This window comes from Rhodobacteraceae bacterium S2214, assembly GCA_025141675.1.
Classification (GTDB): Bacteria; Pseudomonadota; Alphaproteobacteria; order Rhodobacterales; family Rhodobacteraceae; genus Yoonia.
In genome coordinates, this window is the sequence record CP081161.1 from 340011 (window position 1) to 360378 (window position 20368).

Annotated in this window: 20 protein-coding genes; 12 read left to right on the forward strand and 8 right to left on the reverse strand. The window is 55.9% G+C overall.

Translation table 11 applies throughout. From position 1 onward, the window contains the following. The first annotated feature begins 37 nt into the window (after positions 1 to 37). From tsaE to hslV, 7 genes are all read left to right on the forward strand, one after another. The gene (gene tsaE, locus K3729_01580) at positions 38 to 496 is read left to right on the forward strand and encodes a tRNA (adenosine(37)-N6)-threonylcarbamoyltransferase complex ATPase subunit type 1 TsaE (GenBank protein ID UWQ99515.1); all 459 of its coding nucleotides are present in this window, start codon (positions 38 to 40) and stop codon (positions 494 to 496) included. Beyond that, positions 489 to 1460 carry a phosphotransferase gene (locus K3729_01585; protein ID UWQ99516.1) on the forward strand — a complete coding sequence of 324 codons (972 nt, stop codon included), beginning with the start codon at positions 489 to 491 and terminating at the stop codon, positions 1458 to 1460. The genes tsaE and K3729_01585 overlap by 8 nt, the downstream gene beginning before the upstream one ends. After that, the gene (locus K3729_01590) at positions 1457 to 2137 is read left to right on the forward strand and encodes a nucleotidyltransferase family protein (GenBank protein UWQ99517.1); all 681 of its coding nucleotides are present in this window, start codon (positions 1457 to 1459) and stop codon (positions 2135 to 2137) included. The genes K3729_01585 and K3729_01590 overlap by 4 nt, the downstream gene beginning before the upstream one ends. Continuing rightward, positions 2130 to 5075: a double-strand break repair protein AddB gene (addB, locus tag K3729_01595; protein ID UWQ99518.1), complete on the forward strand. Its 2946-nt coding sequence runs from the start codon at positions 2130 to 2132 to the stop codon at positions 5073 to 5075. Before K3729_01590 ends, addB begins: the two co-directional genes overlap by 8 nt. Beyond that, positions 5072 to 8443 (forward strand): double-strand break repair helicase AddA, encoded by a 3372-nt coding sequence (gene addA / locus K3729_01600; GenBank protein ID UWQ99519.1) that lies wholly within the window; start codon positions 5072 to 5074, stop codon positions 8441 to 8443. Before addB ends, addA begins: the two co-directional genes overlap by 4 nt. Positions 8444 to 8511: 68 nt before the next feature. Next, entirely contained in the window at positions 8512 to 8832 is a 321-nt protein-coding gene (trxA, locus tag K3729_01605; GenBank protein ID UWQ99520.1) for a thioredoxin, read from the forward strand. A 159-nt stretch (positions 8833 to 8991) separates the two neighbouring features. Beyond that, the gene (gene hslV / locus K3729_01610) at positions 8992 to 9519 is read left to right on the forward strand and encodes an ATP-dependent protease subunit HslV (protein UWR00901.1); all 528 of its coding nucleotides are present in this window, start codon (positions 8992 to 8994) and stop codon (positions 9517 to 9519) included. Positions 9520 to 9578: 59 nt separating this feature from the next. On the opposite strand, the gene K3729_01615 is transcribed toward hslV, so the two are convergent. Then, positions 9579 to 9956, reverse strand: a complete 378-nt coding sequence (locus K3729_01615; protein ID UWQ99521.1) for a DM13 domain-containing protein — start codon at positions 9954 to 9956, stop codon at positions 9579 to 9581. Positions 9957 to 10098: 142 nt separating this feature from the next. On the opposite strand from K3729_01615, the gene K3729_01620 reads away from it, so the two are divergent. The 3 genes from K3729_01620 (at position 10099) to K3729_01630 (ending at position 13824) form a co-directional block, all read left to right on the forward strand. Beyond that, positions 10099 to 11154 carry a hypothetical protein gene (locus K3729_01620; protein UWQ99522.1) on the forward strand — a complete coding sequence of 352 codons (1056 nt, stop codon included), beginning with the start codon at positions 10099 to 10101 and terminating at the stop codon, positions 11152 to 11154. 9 nt (positions 11155 to 11163) lie between these two features. After that, the gene (gene hslU, locus K3729_01625) at positions 11164 to 12471 is read left to right on the forward strand and encodes an ATP-dependent protease ATPase subunit HslU (GenBank protein ID UWQ99523.1); all 1308 of its coding nucleotides are present in this window, start codon (positions 11164 to 11166) and stop codon (positions 12469 to 12471) included. Between the two features lie 123 nt (positions 12472 to 12594). Further along, complete coding sequence (locus tag K3729_01630; protein ID UWQ99524.1) at positions 12595 to 13824, forward strand: MFS transporter; 1230 nt, start codon at positions 12595 to 12597, stop codon at positions 13822 to 13824. Here the strand turns inward: K3729_01630 and K3729_01635 are convergent. Genes K3729_01635 through K3729_01645 form a run of 3 tightly spaced genes read right to left on the reverse strand, consistent with a single transcriptional unit; the run spans position 13807 to position 16085 of the window. Next, positions 13807 to 14391 carry a Smr/MutS family protein gene (locus K3729_01635; GenBank protein ID UWQ99525.1) on the reverse strand — a complete coding sequence of 195 codons (585 nt, stop codon included), beginning with the start codon at positions 14389 to 14391 and terminating at the stop codon, positions 13807 to 13809. The two genes, K3729_01630 and K3729_01635, sit on opposite strands and share 18 nt — an antisense overlap. Next, the gene (locus tag K3729_01640) at positions 14391 to 15428 is read right to left on the reverse strand and encodes an MltA domain-containing protein (protein ID UWQ99526.1); all 1038 of its coding nucleotides are present in this window, start codon (positions 15426 to 15428) and stop codon (positions 14391 to 14393) included. The genes K3729_01635 and K3729_01640 overlap by 1 nt, the downstream gene beginning before the upstream one ends. 6 nt (positions 15429 to 15434) lie before the next feature. Further along, positions 15435 to 16085: a Tim44/TimA family putative adaptor protein gene (locus tag K3729_01645; GenBank protein UWQ99527.1), complete on the reverse strand. Its 651-nt coding sequence runs from the start codon at positions 16083 to 16085 to the stop codon at positions 15435 to 15437. Between the two features lie 110 nt (positions 16086 to 16195). On the opposite strand from K3729_01645, the gene K3729_01650 reads away from it, so the two are divergent. Together K3729_01650 and secB are read left to right on the forward strand one after the other, a co-directional pair. Then, positions 16196 to 16693, forward strand: a complete 498-nt coding sequence (locus K3729_01650) for an FxsA family protein (GenBank protein ID UWQ99528.1) — start codon at positions 16196 to 16198, stop codon at positions 16691 to 16693. Positions 16694 to 16762: 69 nt separating this feature from the next. Next, the gene (secB, locus tag K3729_01655; protein UWQ99529.1) at positions 16763 to 17272 is read left to right on the forward strand and encodes a protein-export chaperone SecB; all 510 of its coding nucleotides are present in this window, start codon (positions 16763 to 16765) and stop codon (positions 17270 to 17272) included. A gap of 10 nt (positions 17273 to 17282) precedes the next feature. Here secB and dnaQ read toward each other — a convergent pair whose 3' ends face one another. The 4 genes from dnaQ to K3729_01675 are packed head-to-tail and all read right to left on the reverse strand — an operon-like array spanning position 17283 to position 20023. Continuing rightward, positions 17283 to 18017, reverse strand: coding sequence for a DNA polymerase III subunit epsilon (gene dnaQ, locus K3729_01660; GenBank protein UWQ99530.1), 735 nt, complete (start codon positions 18015 to 18017; stop codon positions 17283 to 17285). Further along, entirely contained in the window at positions 18010 to 18597 is a 588-nt protein-coding gene (gene coaE, locus K3729_01665; protein UWQ99531.1) for a dephospho-CoA kinase, read from the reverse strand. The genes dnaQ and coaE overlap by 8 nt, the downstream gene beginning before the upstream one ends. Beyond that, complete coding sequence (locus K3729_01670) at positions 18594 to 19427, reverse strand: shikimate dehydrogenase (GenBank protein ID UWQ99532.1); 834 nt, start codon at positions 19425 to 19427, stop codon at positions 18594 to 18596. Before K3729_01670 ends, coaE begins: the two co-directional genes overlap by 4 nt. Further along, a complete protein-coding gene (locus K3729_01675; protein UWQ99533.1) occupies positions 19424 to 20023 on the reverse strand; it encodes a Maf family protein in 600 nt (199 codons plus the stop codon). Before K3729_01675 ends, K3729_01670 begins: the two co-directional genes overlap by 4 nt. Positions 20024 to 20368 lie beyond the last annotated feature (345 nt).

The window sequence follows — 20368 nt, forward strand, 5'->3', positions numbered from 1 at the left end:
CGCTTGCAGGTACAGCGTCAGGTCATAATCATGGGATATGACCACGACCTCGCTATTTTTCCCGCTTGAATCCGATACGCAGCGCTTTGCCGCGCAAATGTCGGCTGTCCTAGCCCCCGGTGATACGATCCTGCTGTCAGGTGACATCGGGGCCGGAAAGTCGGCATTCTCAAGGGCGGTCATTCGGGCGATGGTTGGTGCAGAAATCGACGTTCCATCGCCAACCTTCACCCTTGTCCAGACATACGAAACGGAGACCGCAGAGATTTGGCACTGCGATCTCTATCGGCTCACGCATCCGGATGAAGCGTTCGAACTCGGGCTTGATGAGGCGTTTGAAACTGCGATCTGTTTGATCGAATGGCCCGATAGATTGGGCGACGATGCCCCGTCAAATGCCCTAACACTGCATTTCCAGGCCTTGGAAAATGGCCATTCAGTCACCTATTCGCCAAACTCGGCATGGGCCAAACGGTTGGAACATCTCAATGACTGATCGGGCATCGTTGATCGGCGATTTCCTGAAAGGGTCGCAGTGGGAAAATTGGGCGCAACACGCACTTGCCGGTGATGCATCATCGCGGCGTTATCTGCGCCTGACCAATGAAAACCAGTCGGTCATTCTCATGGACGCGGACCCGCAGACGGGACAAAGCACTGCGACATTTGTGAAAATCGGTGACTGGTTGGCGGATCAACATCTGCGCCCCCCGCAAACCCTGATTCATGATCCGAACAATGGTCTACTGCTACTCGAAGATCTCGGGCGCACCGATTTCACAATCCAATTGACCCACGCACCCGATCAAGCAACCCAGCTTTATACAGCTGCAACCGACATTCTGGTGGCACTTGATCGCGCAACCCCGCCACCAGACCTGGCACGCATGACACCCGAGGTCGGCGGCGAAATGCTGGAAATCACTGCCGAATGGTACGGTGACCCCCAGCAAACACAGATCGCTACCGAAATGTCTGACCACATGGCACGGCTCTGTCCAACGGCTGATAAGATTGCGCTGCGGGACTATCACGCCGAAAATCTGATTTGGCGCGCCGATAAAAAGGGCACCGACAGAGTTGGCCTGCTTGACTATCAAGACGCATTTATCGCGCCGCGTGGCTACGATCTTGTTTCGTTGCTCCGTGATGTCCGGCGCGTCGTTGATCCCGATCTGGCCCGCGCCATGACGGACCACTTCATCGTCGAAACCGACGCTGATCCCAATGCCATGCAAGCCGCACTTGCCTGTCTGGCTGTCCAACGGAACCTGCGCATTTTGGGTGTTTTCGCGCGGCTCGCACGTCGCGACGGGAAAACACGATACATGGCCATGATCCCGCATGTGAGGCAAATGATCCAAACCGATCTTGCCCACCCTGCCCTGCAAAAATTGCAAAAATGCGTTGAACAGACACTACCTGCGCCGGAAAATGCGGCAATTAAGGACCTGCTATGACCTCTATCATGTTATTCGCGGCGGGCCTTGGCACGCGCATGGGTCCACTGACCGCCGACAAACCAAAACCGATGGTAGAAGTCGCGGGACGCCCGTTAATCGATCACGCGCTTGATCTGGCCAAAGGTCAACCGTTGGATCCACCCGTCGTGAACCTGCACTACAAAGCAGACATTCTGCGTGACCATTTGACTGATCGATCTGTCGTGTTTTCCGACGAAACCGATTTGCTGCGCGATACCGGTGGTGGACTGCGTCACGCGCTTCCGCTGCTGGGCCCCGATCCCGTCGTCACGCTGAATACGGACGCCATATGGAACGGGCCAAATCCGATTGCGCAGCTGCTGAACGCGTGGCGTGATGACATGGAAGGTCTACTTATGTTGATCCCGACTGCGCAAGTTCTGGGTCACAAAGGCAATGGCGACTTCGTCGTCGACGACACAGGACGCCTGACCCGCCAACCCGGTCACATTTACAGCGGCCTGCAAATGATCCGCACCGATGGTTTGGCCGAAATTTCGGACGACGTATTTTCCCTTAACCGCCTATGGGACAACGCAATTGCACGCGGCACTTTGCACGGGATCACATATGCGGGCCGTTGGTGCGATGTTGGCCAACCTGACAGCATCCCGGTCGCAGAAACACTGATCGGTGAGAATGCCGATGTTTGAACCAAGCACAAAACCACGCATTTTCGGCCTGCAACCGGGATCAGATTTCGCGACCGCACTAGTGGCCGGATTGCTGGACTACGCGGGCGACATGCCTCCGCAGGACTTCGCGAAAATCCAGATTTTTGTAAACACATCACGCATGCAACGCCGCATCAGAGACGTGTTCGACGCCGGCCCTGCACGATTGCTGCCGCGTATCCGGTTGATCACCGATCTCGCTAAAGACCCCATCGCCACGGATGTAACGGCACCTGTGTCACCATTGCGCAGACGGTTGGAATTGGCCAAGTTTGTGTCTGCTTTGCTCGACAAAGAACCCGAACTCGCCCCGCGCGCAGCGCTTTACGATCTGTCCGATAGCCTCGCAAAATTGATGGACGAAATGCAAGGCGAAGGGGTTACGCCTGACAACATCAGCGGCCTCGACATCACCGATCAATCCGGACATTGGGACCGCGCGTTAAAGTTTCTGAACATCATCGCGCCTTACTTTGCGGCCGACAGCGCAGAACCTGATATCGAGGCCCGCCAACGCCAAGTCATTGAAACCATGATCGCGACATGGGCTGATACACCGCCCGCCCATCCGATCATTGTCGCAGGATCGACCGGGTCGCGGGGGGCAACGGGATTGTTCATGCGCGCGGTTGCGAACCTACCAAACGGCGCAATCGTCTTGCCCGGTTTCGATTTCGACATGCCGACGCACGTCTGGAACGCGCTAGATGGCGACAAAGGCGTTGCAGAAGATCACCCGCAATTCAGGTTTCGCAAACTGATGTCTGCGATGGATCTGCAGCGTGACGATATCCAGCACTGGGGCAACTACCCTGCCCCGAACCCTGCCCGTAACGCATTGGTTTCACTGTCATTACGTCCAGCTCCCGTGACGGATCAATGGCTGGCGGACGGCCCCGATCTTGGTGATCTCACCGCCGCGACCAAAGGATTAACGCTGGTCGAAGCCCCATCCCCACGGGCAGAGGCCGAAACGATTGCCCTGCGCCTACGCCAAGCAGCAGAGGACGGTGTCACCGCCGCCTTGATCACGCCAGACCGAAACCTGACGCGCCAAGTCGCCGCTGCCCTTGATCTGTGGAACATCGTGCCGGACGACAGTGCGGGCATGCCGCTTGCCCTATCGCCGCCCGGTCGGTTCCTGCGGCATGTCACTGACGCATTGAACCGCCCTTTTACCAGTGAAGCGTTGTTGACGTTGCTCAAACATCCGTTGTGTCATTCAACCGAGAACGACCGCGGTCCGCATTTGTTATCCACGCGGGAATTAGAGCTGTTTATCCGCCGCAACGCTGTCCCTTTCCCAGATGAACAAACGCTAATCGATGCCTCAAATCACAAGGGATTTCGTGTTGATCCGGATTGGTCCGCATGGGTGCAAACGATCCTGCAATCTGTTTCACCGTCACCAAAACAGTCTCTATCAAGCCATATTGAACGCATTATTGATCTGTCAGAGGCGCTGGCGCGTGGTCAAAGCGATGAAGGGTCCGGTGGTCTTTGGGATGAAGCAGCCGGTCGCGAAGCCTGCAAGGTTTGCGACACAATCCTGCGCGACGCTGACGCCAGCGGCGACATGTCCGCTACCGAATTCACGGGCCTGTTCGGCGCGCTGCTGGCGGCAGGCACCGTGCGCGACCGCGATGCAGGCCATCCAAACATCCTGATCTGGGGGACGTTAGAGGCGCGTGTGCAAAGCGCCGATCTCGTCATTCTTGGCGGCATGAACGAAGGTGTCTGGCCAGAAGCACCCACACCCGATCCATGGCTTAACCGCAAAATGCGGGCACAAGCGGGGTTACTGCTGCCCGAACGGCGCATCGGATTGTCCGCGCACGATTACCAGCAGGCCGTCGCAGGGGCCGAGGTCTGGATCACACGCGCCAAACGTAACGCCGACGCGGAAACCGTTCCGTCGCGCTGGGTGAACCGCCTAACCAATCTGCTCAGCGGTTTACCGGATCAAGACGGTCCTGCCGCGCTGAAGGCGATGCAATCCGAAGGCAACCGTTGGATCGCAATGGCCGCACGGTTAAGCGTGCCTGACGCACCAACAAAACCTGCGCACCGTCCATCCCCGAAACCGCCGGTCAGCGAACGCCCCGACACAATCTCGGTCACGCAGATCAAGACCCTAATCAGGGACCCTTACGCCATTTACGCGTCAAAAGTGCTGCGCCTGCGTGATCTCGACCCTCTTGTCCCGACCGCCGATGCACCACTGCGCGGGGTCATCATCCATGCGATCCTTGATGAATTCATTGGTAGTAAACCTGACGCGAAAGACCCTGCCGCATTCACGCAACTGATGGAAACCGCGGCACGCCATTTCACCGCAAACTGCCCATGGCCCACCATCCGCGCCCAATGGATGGCGCGGATGGAAAAGCTCGCGCCGGTTTTCCTCGCCGCTGAAGCAATGCGGCAAGCCAAAGGTAGCCTTGCAGTATCCGAAGGGTGGGGCGAAATGCACATGCCCTCCGTCGGCATCTGCATCACCTGCAAAGCGGACCGGATCGACCTGACGCCGGAAAACACCGCCCTGATCTACGATTACAAAACCGGAACGGTGCCCACCAAGGACGTGCAGGAAAAGTTCGACAAACAGCTTCTGGCAGAGGCCGTGATGGTATCGCGTGGTGCGTTCAAAGATCTTGGCGAAAAACACGTGGACGAAGCGGTTTTTCTCGGCGTGAATGCAGCCATGCGCGACGTGCCGGCACCCTTGGATGAGAACCCGATTGAAGCGGTTTACGCTGGATTAGAGACGCTTTTTGGCAAATGGAACACGCAAACTACAGGCTATAGCGCTCGGATGGCGATGTTCAGTAAAGACGACTTCAGCCCCTATGACCACTTATCACGCTTCGGCGAATGGACGATGGCGGATCTGCCAAAACCGGAGGATTTGTCATGATGCGCGACGATGCGACCCAACGACAGGTCAACGCGGCCGATCCACTCAATTCTACATGGCTGTCTGCCAACGCAGGGTCGGGGAAAACACGGGTACTGACCGACCGCGTGGCGCGGCTTTTGCTCGAACAGGTCGATCCGCAGAACATTCTGTGCCTGACCTACACCAAAGCCGCCGCCGCCGAGATGCAGAACCGACTGTTCAAACGGCTTGGCGCCTGGGCGATGATGCCTGACGACGCGTTGCGGGCTGATTTGACAACACTTGGTTTTGACAAAACGATCACGAAAGAAGAACTTAATCGCGCCCGCACCTTGTTTGCGCAGGCGATTGAAACGCCGGGTGGTCTGAAAATTCAAACGATCCACTCATTCTGCGCGGGCGTGCTGCGTCGGTTCCCGCTAGAGGCCGCCGTCAGTCCACAGTTTCGCGAAATGGAAGACAGGCAGGCCGAGTTGCTGCGCGCAGAGGTCATGGATGATCTGCTGCTTGGCCCGCACGCCGACACGGTTCACACGATGTTGCGGCATTTCACGGGGGCAGATGTCGCGGCATTGACCGCTGAAATCGCGAACAAACGCAGCCTGTTCACCGCAAAAACCAAAGACAGCGATCTGCACGCAGCGCTCGATTTGGCGGAAGGGGTGACAGAGGACATTCTGCTCGACACCGTATTGGGGCCGGAAGAACGCAACACCTTGAAACGCCTGCAAGCGGTGCTCGCGAAAGGCAGCAGCACAGAGGTCAAAGCCGCAAATGCGCTAGCGACAATCGACTTCAATGCGCCACCGAAACTAGCCGATATCGCCACATTAGAGTCTGTTTTTCTATTCGGTCCGACTGCCAAAGCCCCCTTTGGCGCGAAGATCGACAAATTCCCGACTAAGGCGACACGCGAAGCGAACGCAGAACTGATCGACGACGTGAACATCATCATGGAAACTGTCGAACAGGCTCGCAACGACCGTCTGGCTTTGATGGCATTTGAACGCTCAACCGCGCTGAACCGGTTCGGCGCGGCCTTCGTGCCTGCATACGAAGCCCGCAAAACCGCGATGGGAATGCTGGATTTTGACGACCTGATCCAGAAGACCAAAGGTCTGCTCACCGACCGTCGCGTTGCCCAATGGGTTCTGTTTCGTCTCGACGGCGGTATCGACCATGTCCTGGTGGACGAAGCACAGGACACCAGCCCCGATCAGTGGGCCGTGATCAAACAGCTGACGCAGGAATTCACTGCGGGCGAGGGCGCTGATCCATCGCGCCGCCGCACCATTTTCGTCGTCGGTGACAAAAAGCAGTCGATCTATTCGTTTCAGGGCGCTGATCCCGCCGCGTTCGATCAAATGCGCGACCACTTTGAGGAAGGTCTCGCAGCCGTCGATGATCGCTTGCATGGCGAAGCGTTGCTGCATTCTTTCCGGTCGTCGCAGGCGATCCTGCGCGTCGTGGACGAAACATTCACCCGCGACCGCGCCGCTGGACTGGAACCAAACGTGCAGCATCTGGCATTCAAACAAAACATGCCGGGACGCGTTGATCTATGGCCCGTGGTCGAACCATCTGACGAAAAACCCGACATCGACTGGACCAATCCTGTTGATGTGATCAGCCCCGATCATCACGTCGTCCGGCTTGCCGATCAGATCGCATTCGACATCAAACGGATGATCAAAGAAGAGACTATTCCAGTCGAAATCGGCCATTCCGGCACCTATGATCGTCGTCCCGTGACCGAAGGCGACATTCTTATTCTGGTGCAACGGCGATCTGAGCTGTTTTCGGAAATCATCCGCGCCTGCAAAACCGCCAAACTGAAGATCGCGGGCGCAGATCGATTGCGAGTCGGGGCGGAACTGGCCGTCAAAGACCTCGCAGCACTTCTATCCTTCTTGGCTTTGCCAGAGGATGATCTGTCGCTAGCCGCTGCGTTGAAATCCCCGCTGTTTGGCTGGACCGAACAGGATCTTTACACGCTCGCACACCATCGTCCGCAAAAGGGGTACCTTTGGCCCGCCTTGCGTGACAGCGATCAATACGAGACTACCAAAACCGTCTTGCGCGATCTTCGCAAACAGGCCGATTTCTTACGCCCTTACGATCTGATCGAACGCATTCTGACGCGCCACGACGGGCGTCGCAAACTTCTCGCGCGGTTGGGATCCGAAGCCGAAGACGGTATCGACGCGCTGCTGTCCCAAGCACTGGCCTATGAATCCACCGGCGTCCCCAGCCTAACGGGGTTTCTTGCGTGGATGGCGACCGACGACCTAGAGGTTAAACGCCAGATGGACAGCCAAGGCGACCGGATCAGGGTTATGACCGTGCATGGGGCCAAGGGGCTAGAGGCACCGATCGTATTCCTGCCCGAAACGGCGGAACGCAAAAACATCGTGCGTAGTGAATTGATCGAAAAGAACGGTGTCGCGTTATGGAAAACCAAATCCGACAGCACGCCACCCGCAATCGCCGAAAAGCTGGACGCGATCAAAGCCAAGCAGACCGAAGAACGGATGCGGCTTCTTTACGTTGCCATGACGCGGGCCGAAAAGTGGCTGATCGTGGCAGCTGCGGGCGATGTCAAAGACGGTGATGACAGTTGGTACAACATCATTTCGGACGGCATGAAGCAGGCAGGTGATGTGGTCGAAAGGGTCGGGTATCACGATATCCGCCGCGTCTCACACCTTGACTGGAACGCAGGCGAACGTCGCGAAAAAACAGTCACTAAAAAGGCAGAAGTTCAGAAAATCACATTTGGTGAAACCCCTGAAGGGACACGATCACAGACCATTTCACCGTCCGATCTGAAAGGCGCCAAAGTGCTGCCCGGCGATCCGCGCGACGCCGATCAAGAAACCGCAAAGGCACGCGGCACCATGATCCATCGCTTGCTGGAACACCTGCCACTTGCCGAACCAGAAAACCGCTATGACCTTGGCCTGAAAATACTGAACGGGCAGGGAGATGACACCTTTGACACCGACCTGATCGACCATGTCATTGGTTTGCTGAACACGCCGGACCTGACGCCAATCTTCGCCCCCGATGCGCTTGTCGAAGTTGATGTGACCGCCGATCTGCTCGAACTGAACGACGACCGTATTCACGGCGCGATCGACCGGTTGATCGTCACAGATACCAAAGTGCTGGCTATTGATTACAAGTCGAACCACAAAGTGCCGGATCAACCACAGGACGTCCCTGTCGGCCTATTGCGTCAGATGGCGGCCTACCAATCCGCGTTGCACCAAATCTTTCCAAACCACGCGATTGAAACTGCAATCCTTTGGACACACACAGCAAATTTGATGCGGCTGCCTGCGGACATGACCCGCGATGCACTACGTACGGTAACTGACGCGTGAACGCCGCTTGACCCTCCCCGCGCTGGTTCATAGGTTCTGGCCAAGCACATAAATCTAGGAGAGCCATCATGGCCACAGTAGCCGTCACCGACGCCACATTCGACGCCGAAGTCCGTCAGTCCGATATCCCCGTTGTTGTGGATTTCTGGGCAGAATGGTGCGGTCCATGCAAACAGATCGGCCCGTCTTTGGAAGAACTGTCCGCTGAAATGGACGGCAAGGTTAAGATCGTCAAAGTCAACGTCGACGAAAACCCGAACTCACCAGCACAAATGGGCGTGCGCGGCATTCCTGCGTTGTTCATGTTTAAAGGCGGCGAAGTCGTCTCTAACAAGACGGGCGCGGCACCAAAAGCTGCGATCCAAGGCTGGATCGAAGAATCCATCTAAACCAATCACTTTGGTTCGAAAGGGCGTCCATTGGGGCGCCCTTTTTGCGTTTTGGCAGCCGCTATTGTCAGCAAACCATCGGATTGCCATATAGACGCTAAGCAACAAAGGACGCGACCCATGGCAAACGACGACTTTCCCGGCTGGCACGGCACCACAATCATCGGCGTGCGTAAAGGTGACGAAGTGGTCATCGCAGGCGACGGTCAGGTCAGCCTTGGCCAGACGGTGATTAAAGGCACAGCACGTAAAGTGCGGCGACTTTCACCGGGCGGGCACGACGTGATCTGTGGATTTGCGGGATCGACAGCAGATGCGTTTACACTGCTGGAACGTCTGGAAAAGAAACTCGAAGCCACACCTGGTCAGCTCGCGCGCGCATCTGTTGAACTGGCCAAAGACTGGCGCACCGACAAATATCTGCAAAAACTCGAAGCAATGTTGATTGTGTCCGATGGCAGCGAACTGCTTGTGATCACGGGGGCAGGGGACGTGCTGGAACCCGAACACGAGGTCACAGCGATCGGATCAGGCGGTAACTACGCGCTGGCAGCGGGTCGCGCCCTGATGGACAGTGATCTGAACGCCGAAGAAATCGCCCGCAAAGCGATGGCAATTGCATCTGACATCTGCGTCTACACCAACGGTAAACTGACTGTTGAAACAATCAAAAAGCCCACGTCGTAAACGCGGACTCTTTTTCTTTTGGTCGTAAATATCTCGGGGGTTTGGGGGCTGGCCCCCAATTACTTGGCGGATGCAATCGCCAAACCAACGCTGAACTTTTCGCACCAAATCCAGACTTCGTTGTAGTCATCGGGGTTCACGCTAGGGCGCAATTCCCATGACGACGCGCCCTTGTATTGGCTCGGCTGCAAGACAAGCGTATGCACCGTTGCCGGATCGTACACGCCATCCTTGCCCAGCGCGATACGAGGATCGGGTGCGCTGTCAAAGTTGAAATCATCCAGCAGATACACAGTGTTGCCCACAATCTCTGCGGTGCCAGTTACGGTGTGGTTGTTGATTCCGCGAAACGAAAACAGCCGGCCATGTCCGCCAGCGAATGCAGCAGGGGCAGCAGTTGTGGCAAGTGCGGCAGCAAAAAAAGTACGACGGTCCATTGGTATCCTCCGGTAAATGGCCTCTTGCGACAGACCCTAGCGACGAAAAATCTGTCAGGATACCGCGCATACGCGTTTGTGAACTCTCGCGAAAATCATGTCATCACTTGGCCTTTGGCCCAACAGACCATAGGTATCTGACATGATCGAAACTGATGACATCCGCGCAAGCGTCGCCGCAGGCATTCTGTCCGAAAAGCAGGCCGCGTCTCTGACCGCCCTCGCGCACAGTCGCCGTGGCGCGCGCGAAGGCCTGCATCCTGGCGATGAACCGTTTGAGCTGTTCAAAGGCTTCAACGAAATTTTCATCATCGTGGGCCTGCTGATCCTGTCGCTTGGCTGGGTCGGCCTGATCACCGCCGTCTTCGACACGCAAATCATCGGATTTCGTGATGCAGCACTTTGGTACGGTGTCCCCGGTGCGGCATTCCTTTGGCTGCTGTCCGAATATTTCATCTGGCGCAGGCGCATGGTTGGCCCCGCGATTGCCCTGTCGATCCTGTTTGGTTTGAACGCTGGCGTTACGCTTGTCGCCTACTTCGCCGAACCCTTCATGATCGGCCAACAAGACTACAGCAGTCTGCCTTTCCCACTTGCCATGACCACCGTCGCTGTCGGCCTTTTCTGGCTGCGGTTCCGTGTACCCTTTGCGATGGCGATGATTGCCGTCAGCTTGTTCATTGTCGCGATGATGGTCGCAGCCATTAACCAAGGGACGCCCCAAAACCCCGCTGACCTGTTTCTCCTTTCCGCTGGCGGACCCTTCGCGTGGATCACTCTTGGCCTTGGCATCGCAATCTTCATTGCCGCTATGGCGTTTGATATGTCTGATCCGCACCGTGTCACGCGCCGCGCCGCCAACGGGTTCTGGCTGCACGTTGTCGCCGCCCCCGCGCTTGTGAACACCATCGCCCTGTCGCTGATCAACGACGAAAACATGACCGTTCTTCTGGCGTTCCTCGCCGTGATCGCTGTCATCGCAATGATCATCGACCGCCGGTCGTTCCTGATCACGGCCATCGGTTATGTCGTGGCCGTCGCAGGCACCGTCTTTGGCGGCGATGGCATCGCGACGACGATCCTTGCCCTTGGCATCATCCTTCTCATCTTAGGTGCATTCTGGGAAAAATTCCGCGCAAGGCTGCTACGCCTCATGCCCGGTTTCATCCCGCTGCACCGTCTTCCTCCTGCTGAATAAGAGACCCTTATGACTGACCTGACCCCCCGCGAAATCGTGTCCGAACTGGACCGCTACATTATCGGCCAAAAAGACGCGAAACGTGCTGTTGCCGTGGCATTGCGTAACCGGTGGCGGCGCAACCAATTGTCCGACGATCTGCGCGATGAAGTGTACCCGAAAAATATCCTGATGATCGGGCCCACTGGCGTTGGTAAAACTGAGATCTCGCGGCGTTTGGCAAAACTCGCGCGCGCACCTTTCATCAAGGTCGAAGCGACCAAATTCACCGAAGTCGGCTATGTCGGCCGTGATGTCGAACAGATCATCCGCGACCTGATCGAAATCGCAATCAACGATACCCGCGACCACATGCGCGAAGACGTGAAAGCCAAAGCGCGCGAAGCAGCAGAGGAACGCGTCATCACCGCCGTAGCCGGCACCGACGCCCGCGATCAAACCCGCGAAATGTTCCGGCGCAAACTGAAATCAGGCGAACTCGACGACACGATTATCGAACTCGAACTCGCCGACACATCCAACCCCATGGGCGGTTTCGAAGTTCCCGGTCAGCCCGGCGGCATGGGCGGCATGATGAACATCGGCGACCTGTTCGGCAAAATGGCAGGCGGACGCACGGTCAAGAAAAAGATGTCCGTCGCGGACAGCTATGACGCCTTGATCGCGGACGAGGCCGACAAACTCCTCGACGATGAAAGCGTGACAAAGGTCGCGCTGGAAGCGGTTGAAAAGAACGGCATCGTGTTCCTTGATGAGATCGACAAGGTCTGTGCAAAATCTGATGCACGCGGCGCTGATGTGTCGCGCGAAGGTGTGCAGCGCGACCTGCTGCCGTTGATCGAAGGCACAACCGTGTCCACCAAACACGGTCCCATCAAAACTGACCACATCCTGTTTGTGGCATCCGGCGCGTTCCACGTCGCGAAACCGTCTGATCTGTTGCCAGAACTACAAGGTCGCCTGCCGATCCGCGTTGAATTACGCGCACTGACCGAGGACGACTTCATCCGCATTCTGACAGAAACAGACAACGCGCTGACCCTGCAATACACGGCGCTCATGGGCACTGAAGACGTAAAAGTCACCTTCGCACCCGAAGGCATCGCAGCCCTTGCCAAAATCGCCGCGGAAGTGAACGAAAGCGTTGAAAACATCGGTGCGCGCAGGCTCTACACCGTGATGGAGCGTGTCTTCGAAGATCTGTCCTTCAACGCGCCCGACAAAGCAGGCGACGAAATCACGGTCGATGCAGCCTTCGTCGAAGAACATCTTGGCGAACTCAGCCGCTCCACAGACGTCAGCCGTTACGTACTCTAAACCCGCATCCCGCGCCCCTTTCTTTTGGTAAAAAATATCTCGGGGGGTGCGGGGGGCTGGCCCCCCGCCTGTCTCTGCAAAAGCGGTCTTTCCTTCCAATCCGCATCGGCGCAATGTCGCGCCATGACTCCAGGCTACATCCAGTTCATTCGCGAAAACGCGCCCTTTCTTGCGACGGGCGCTTTGCTGTCATTTCTGTCGTCCTTCGGGCAGACGTTTTTCATCGCTGTGTTCGCGGGCGATATCAGGACCGAATTCAATCTGTCCCACGGTGACTGGGGGTTATTGTATATGCTGGGCACGGGCGCATCCGCCGTCGCAATGGTGTTCGCAGGTGGTTTGGCCGACAAATTCCGCGTGCGCAGCCTTGGCATCATCGTCGCTGCCATGCTCGCCGCTGCCTGTTTCACGATGGCCTACAATACGACGGCCGTCATCTTGCCGTTTGTGATCTTTGCGCTGCGTTTCACTGGCCAAGGCATGATGACCCACACTGCCGTTGTTGCCATGGCCCGCTGGTTTGTCGCGACACGGGGCAAGGCGCTGGCAATTGCAGGGCTTGGTTACATGTTGGCCGAGGCAACATTGCCGCTCACCTTCGTTTGGCTGAAAACATTCGCAAGCTGGCGCACGTTGTGGATCTGCGCGGCGATCTTCACGCTTGCAATGATCCCCGTGTTGATCCGCCTCTTGCGCCTTGAACGCACACCGCAATCGGTGACCCAAGAAAATGCGTCACCGGGCATGGGCGGCCACCATTGGACGCGCCGCGACGCTTTGCGCCACCCGCTTTTCTGGGCGTTGACGCCCACCATCATGTTCTTTCCGGCCTTCGCGACGGCCTTTTGGTTCCACCAAGTTCATTTTGCAGACCTAAAAGGATACAGTCACCTCGCGCTCGTGTCCGTTTTTCCCATCGGGACGGGGGTGCTTGCTGTATCTAGCATCGCTTACGGATGGTTGATCGACCGGATTGGCGCCAAGATCATTCTACCGTTTTACTTGTTGCCGTTGGTCGCCGCCTTCACCCTGCATTGGTCCGCCGACCACCTTGCATGGACCGCGTTGGCCGTATGTCTCATGGGGCTCGCGGGTGGTGGGCAGGCGACCGTATTGATGGCGATCTGGTCCGAATTCTACGGCACGCGTCACATCGGATCGATCAAGGCGGCGGCGACGGCCGTGATGGTGCTGGGCTCTGCAATCGGTCCCGGATTGTCGGGTTGGTTGATCGACATAGGTGTCGGGTTTGAACAGCAAATGTTGGGGTACGCGGCATCGTTTATCGTTGCTATTTTGGTGATGCTAATTCCGCTCAAGAACGCATCCAAAGATCTACCGACTGCGCCGTAGATACACGTAATAAGCTCCGTGCCCGCCATGTTTCAGATGGGCAGGGGTCACCTGCAAAATCGCCTGCGCCATCGGCGGCAAAGCAAGCCATTGCGGCACCTGATGCCGCAAAATCCCGTTGCGCACGGGGATCGCATACCCTTCGTCGCGTTCTTTACCCTTACCTGTGATCACCAGCACCAGCCGTTTGCCAACGGCCTGCGCGCCTAGGATGAACGCAACCAATTCAGGATGCGCTTCGGCCAATGTCATCCCGTGCAGATCAAGCCGTCCTTCGGGTTTCAACTTGCCCTTCGTCATCCGCCCGTAGTTCTTGGCGTCCATATTCACAGGGGCCGATTGCAGTCGTGCACCAACAGGTTTCAGCACATCATTGGGGCGTTTCGGGTCGGCCTTCGCGCCAACCATGAAATCCTGAATAATATCGCGTTCGCGCGGGGCTGCCTTCTTAGGTGGCGCAACAGGTTCCGGTGTCTTTGGCCGTTTTGGATCAAGCGGTTTCATCCGGCCTGCCACGGAATCCCATAAGTCCCGTTCTTCGGGTGACAGATGCCGTGGCTTGCGCATTATTCAATCACATCGTCTGGCAGCTTCGCGAAAGCACGCTGGATCGGCAACAGCACAACAATGCGGCCCGTGTCCTTGATCCGACCCGCATCGCGTCCTGCTTGATCACCCGTGCCGTAGAAAATATCGGCGCGTTGGGCACCCTTGATTGCAGAACCGGTATCCTGCGCAATCATCAGACGATTGAGCGGATCAGCGCCTTCTTTTTCAATCCAAACCGGTGCACCAAGCTTTGTGATCGACGGATCAACAGCAATAGACCGCATCGTCGTAATCGACCTGTTCATCGCGCCAAGCGGGCCTTTGTCGGCAGGTACTTCACTGACTTCACGGAAAAAAACGTAGCTGTCGTTCACCCACAACAATTCGCGACCTTCTTCGGGATTATCATTCACCCAATTACGGATCACATCGGCGGACACCTGATGCTGTTCAAAAATCCCGCGGCTGACCAGTTCCAGCCCAACGGACGAATAATCTCGACCGTTCTTACCGCCATATCCGACGCGCAAGCCACCACCATCTGGCAGCTTCACGCGACCCGACCCCTGCACCTGCAAGAAAAACAGATCAACGGGATCAGCCAGCCAAGCGATTTCCAATCCCTTGCCGGCCAGCAGATCACCTTCCTGCAATTCACGGCGGGTGGCATAGGGTTGACCGGGGACAAGATCGTCAGGGACCGCATAGATGGGATGTTGGTAGTCGCCACCGCGGGTCCGTGACCCCCGCAATTCGGGTTCAAAATAGCCTGTGAACAACATCGGCTCACCATCTTCGATCAGCACAGGCTGAAAGAACAATTCAAAGAACGCCTTCGCATCAGGTGCATCAGCCGCGTAGGCGCACAGATTTTCCCATTCGGGGTCATTGATATCGCGGCAGGTGTTCAAAAACGTGGAAAGGGCCGCCTGATGATCATCAGCGGCCCAGCCATTCAGGTCGTCAAACCCAAGCATTGTATATGTCGGTTCAGCCAAAGCGGCCCCCGCTGGCATCAAGCCAAGCCATGCAAATGCGACCGCACGACCCAGCATGAAATATTATTCACCCGTGGCGACAAGACGCCAATTCGGATCGTCGGACCCCATGTCATGAGCAAAGGTCCAAACATCTTTCTGGCGTTTGATCTCGTTTGGATCGCCTTCGACGATGTCGCCACCTTTATCACGGACCAGATAGGCCAGTTCAGATTTAAAGCGGACGGTCAGTTCGGCCTCTTTCGTGGTCTCATCAAATTCCGCATCAACAAGCGCCAGGTCAGACAGGCCAACAAACGTGGCTTCAATCGTCAGACCTTGCTGTTCACGCTGGTCAATCACGCTGGCGAACGCTTCGAACACGTCTTCGGAAATGAACGGCACAACGCCTTCCAATTCACCTTGTTCAAACGCCATCAGGATCATCTCGTAGGCACCTTTAGCACCGCCGAGGAATTCACCCACGTGGAAAGACGGATCAACGCGTTTCATCGCAGCCAAGGCTTTCGCCATATCGCTGCCTTCTTCCGCATGATCGGTGATGTCCAGATCAGGACCACCTTCGATCACTTCAAGATCAGGACCGCGGCGCTGCGGCTGGACCACTTCGGGTTTTTCAAAACCTTCCCGCGTTCCCAGAACACTGCGCAGACGCAAAATTAGAAACACAGCAATGCCAACCAATACCAGCAGCTGAATAATCGAGTTGTTCATTCGGACCTCATCCTCGGAAACCATGGAAAAACGCATAGCAATGCTTATGTAGGTTCGAGAAGGGTGCGAGTCCACCTTTCGCACCAAGAAGTCGCACAAGAGGCACCCTTATGTGGTTGTTATTCGCATTTATCGCCGTTCCGCTGATCGAAATCGGTCTTTTTATCGAAGTCGGCGGCGCGATTGGCCTTTGGCCGACGCTGTTGATCGTCCTTTTGACGGCAATGCTGGGGTCGTGGCTGGTTAAATCGCAAGGCGCGCGTGAACTGGCAAATCTACGTGGGTCGTTCAATGAACTACGTGACCCGACCGAACCGTTGGCGAACGGGGCGATGATCCTGTTTGCAGGCGCACTCTTGCTGACACCGGGATTCTTCACCGATGCCTTCGGATTTGCGCTGCTGGTCCCGCAGTTTCGCGCAGCTGCGTTTCGTGCAGTGAAATCGCGGGTGAACGTACAAAGCTTCACAATGGGCGGTGCCGAAAACCACCAACCCCACGAACACCATCATCGCGGCCCGCAAGATCGTGTCATCGACGGTGAATTCAGCGACGTCACACAAACCCACGACAGCCCGCGTGGTCCATCTGGGTGGACAAAACACTAACGTGGTTGAGGCTGGTGCAACGTCCTGCTACCAATTCGCGAAATCAATTTTTAAAGGCCGGAGCATCCCATGGCAGACGAAACACCAGAGACAGCAGCAGCAACACCGCAAGAACAAGCCATGCAGGCGAAAAGCCGCGTTTTGGCACAGTACATCCGCGACCTTTCTTTCGAAAACATCCTTGCGCAAAAGGGTGCCAGCCCTGATGCGAAACCTGAAATCAAAGTTCAGGTAAACCTTGATGCGAAAAAACGGTCTGCTGAAAACCAGTTCGAAATCATCACAAAGCTGAACATCACCAGCAGCGCGAAAGACTCGGGCGAGCCGTTGTTCGTACTGGAACTTGAATATGCTGGCATCTTCCACGTTGAAGGCGTACCAGAAGAACAGATGCACCCGTACCTGTTGATCGAATGCCCACGCATCACGTTCCCATTCGTGCGCCGTGTGGTCAGCGATGTGACACGTGACGGTGGTTTCCCGCCGCTGAACCTTGAAACGATCGACTTCTTGCAGCTGTACCGCTCTGAAATCGCGCGTCGTGTTGAAGCGCAAAAAGCGGAAACACCTGTTCAGTAAGGTTTGGGCGCTAGTTTAGCGTCTTCCACAAAGCATCGTCGCCCAAGCTATCAATGAATTTAGCGTGGGCGGCGGCCTCTTCTTCGGAAATACGCGAAGGCAGGGGATCAGGACGGCGCGATGGCCGCCAATCTTCATCAGGTCCACCCGCCTTTTGTGTCGTAGCCGCCTGCAAAACCATGCCGGGCTGGCGACCACCGATCAGCTCCAGATACACTTCCGCCAGAATTTCACTATCCAGCAACGCGCCGTGCAGCGTCCGGTTTGTGTTGTCGATGCCAAACCGGCGACACAACGCATCCAAAGACGCGGGCGAACCAGGGAATTTACGCCGTGCGATGGCGAGCGTGTCCAGCGATTGATCCATCGGCAAAAGCGGACGCTTCAGCCAGCCAAGTTCGGCGTTCAAAAACTTCATATCAAAGGCCGCGTTGTGGATCACCATGCGGGAATCCCCAACAAAATCGATGAAATCCTGTGCGACATCAGCAAAGACTGGTTTGTCCTTTAGAATAACCTCACCCGGTTTCGGATCGCGCGGCACGTCAAGCAAATCGGGACCAATCCCATGCACGCCAAACGCACCTTCCGGCATCGACCGCATCGGGTTGATATATTGGTGATACGTCCGGCCCGTGGGCACGTGGCCGATCAGTTCAACCGCACCGATTTCAACGATCCGGTCGCCTTCATGCGGTTCAAAACCTGTGGTTTCGGTATCAAGAACGATTTCACGATCAGCCATGGGTAGCCTTCAAGTCAGTCATCAGTTTCGCGACAGCATCACGGGTCGCATCCAGTTCAAGCGTCTCAATGACATGATCCGCCTTCGCGCGCTTATCGGCATCCGGCATTTGGTGGGACAAGATCATATCAAACGTCTGTTTTGTCATGCTCTTACGCGATAGAACGCGGTTTTCCTGCACGTCAGCAGGGGCAGAGACACAGATCGTCACGTCGATCCATTTCTCGGCACCCGTTTCAAAGAGCAGCGGAATATCCAGCAGAACAAAATCGGCGTCTTTATGATCATCCAGAAACGCCTGACGATCAGCAGCGACAAGTGGGTGCACTATTTCCTGAATTTTCTCCAACACACCATCGCGGTCGGCCATCATATCTTTCAGCTTACCACGATCAACGGCACCATTCGTAATCGCCATCGGATAAATGTCAGACACAGGACCAACAGCCGTCCCACCAACGCTATAAATGCGGTGAACAGCGGCATCCGCATCCCAAACAGGTACGCCAAGATCCGCGAACATCTGTGCCGTCGTGGATTTTCCCATCCCGATCGAACCCGTCAGACCAAGTGTGATCATCGTAGCATCACCTGCCGCAGATCATCGTCAACTTCAGGGCGGACACCAAACCACCGTTCAAACCCCGGGACACCTTGGTGCAGCAACATCCCAAGACCATCAACAACGGTGCAACCCGCCTTTTCAGCTTCATCCAACAACCGCGTACGCAACGGCGTGTAAACCAGATCGGTCACAACCATACCCGGACGCAAACCATCTAACGGCACACGGAATTCGGCGGCACCCTTCATCCCCAGCGATGTCGTATTCACAACTGTGCTGGCATCATCCAACATATTACCCGCCTGCACCCAATCCACGACTTTGATCCGTGCACCAAATTCCGATTTCAGCGCTTCGGCCTTGGGGCGTGTCCGGTTCGACAGGTAAATCTCGGGCACACCCGCATCAGCAAGTGCCACAATCACAGCACGCGCCGCACCACCGGCACCAAAGATCGCAGCAGGGCCGGCCTTTGGATTCCAGTCTGGCGCGTTTTGTTTGATATTCGCCATAAACCCGTAGCCATCGGTGTTATCGGCGTAAATCTTACCGTCTTTCTTAAAGATCAACGTATTGGCGGCACCAATTAACGTGGCGCGGTCGCTGACCTGATCAGCAATCGACATCACGTTCACCTTATGCGGGATCGTGACGTTTGCACCGGCAAAGCCCATCAAGGGCATCGACCGGATCACACGTTCCAGATCATCCTCGTGGACATGTAGCGGAACATAATCCCCCAACAGGCCATATTTACGCAGCCAATATTTGTGCATCTTCGGTGATTTCGAATGGGAGATCGGGTTCCCGATCACACCGGCCAATGGAATAACAGTCACACTCATCCGTCTAAAGTCCCGCGCAAGGTTAGATACGATAGTAACTCTAGTAACGGCAGACCAAGCACATTGAAATAGTCGCCCTCAACACGGTGAAACAGGCGTGCGCCTTCTTCTTCCAGTTTATAGGCACCAACCGCGTGACGAATGCTGTCCCAGTTCCGGTCGACATAGCTTTCAAGATAAGCGTCAGAGGCATCGCGCATATGCAAACGAACGACGCCAACATGACGCCATTGCGGTTTACCCTCGCCATAAAGAACAGCAGCCGACAACAACTGATGGACCTTGCCACGCATCATCTTCAACTGGGCAAGGGCATCATCCGGCGATGCGGGCTTGGATAACGTCTGTTGTTGAAAGGCTAACACCTGATCACAGCCAATCACCAAAGCATCGGGATGTTTTGACGCAACCTTGCGGGCTTTCATCTCGGCTAATGTATCGGCAATGTCGCGGGGCGGGGCGTCTTCGGCCAAAAGGGCTTGTTTGATCGCATCTTCATCCACGCGGGCGATCGCGACATCAATATCGACACCAGCATTGCGCAAAAGCGTCGCACGGATTTCAGAACCAGAGGCAAGAATAATCGGATCAGCCATGTGGATAACCTTTAGGAAAAATGCGTGAAGAATCTGAGCACACATCTGAGGGTAAATCGACCCAACCAACGGCTTGGGTATAACCCCGACTTTTTGCCCAGAGTTCAGCCCGTTTGTCCACGGTGGATGAGGATAAGTCAGGCTTGTGGACGAATCGCACGCTATGCGAGAGTCAATGGATGACGCTAAGTCATCGAACGCAAAGACTGAAGAATAAACCATTGAAATAATTAAGTATACTAAAAGAAGTATACAAAAGTTCACAAACTATAATCAGCCCCAACCGGTGGATAACTTGTCGGATAAAAAAAGAAACCACAGAAAACGACGACACTATAATCATCA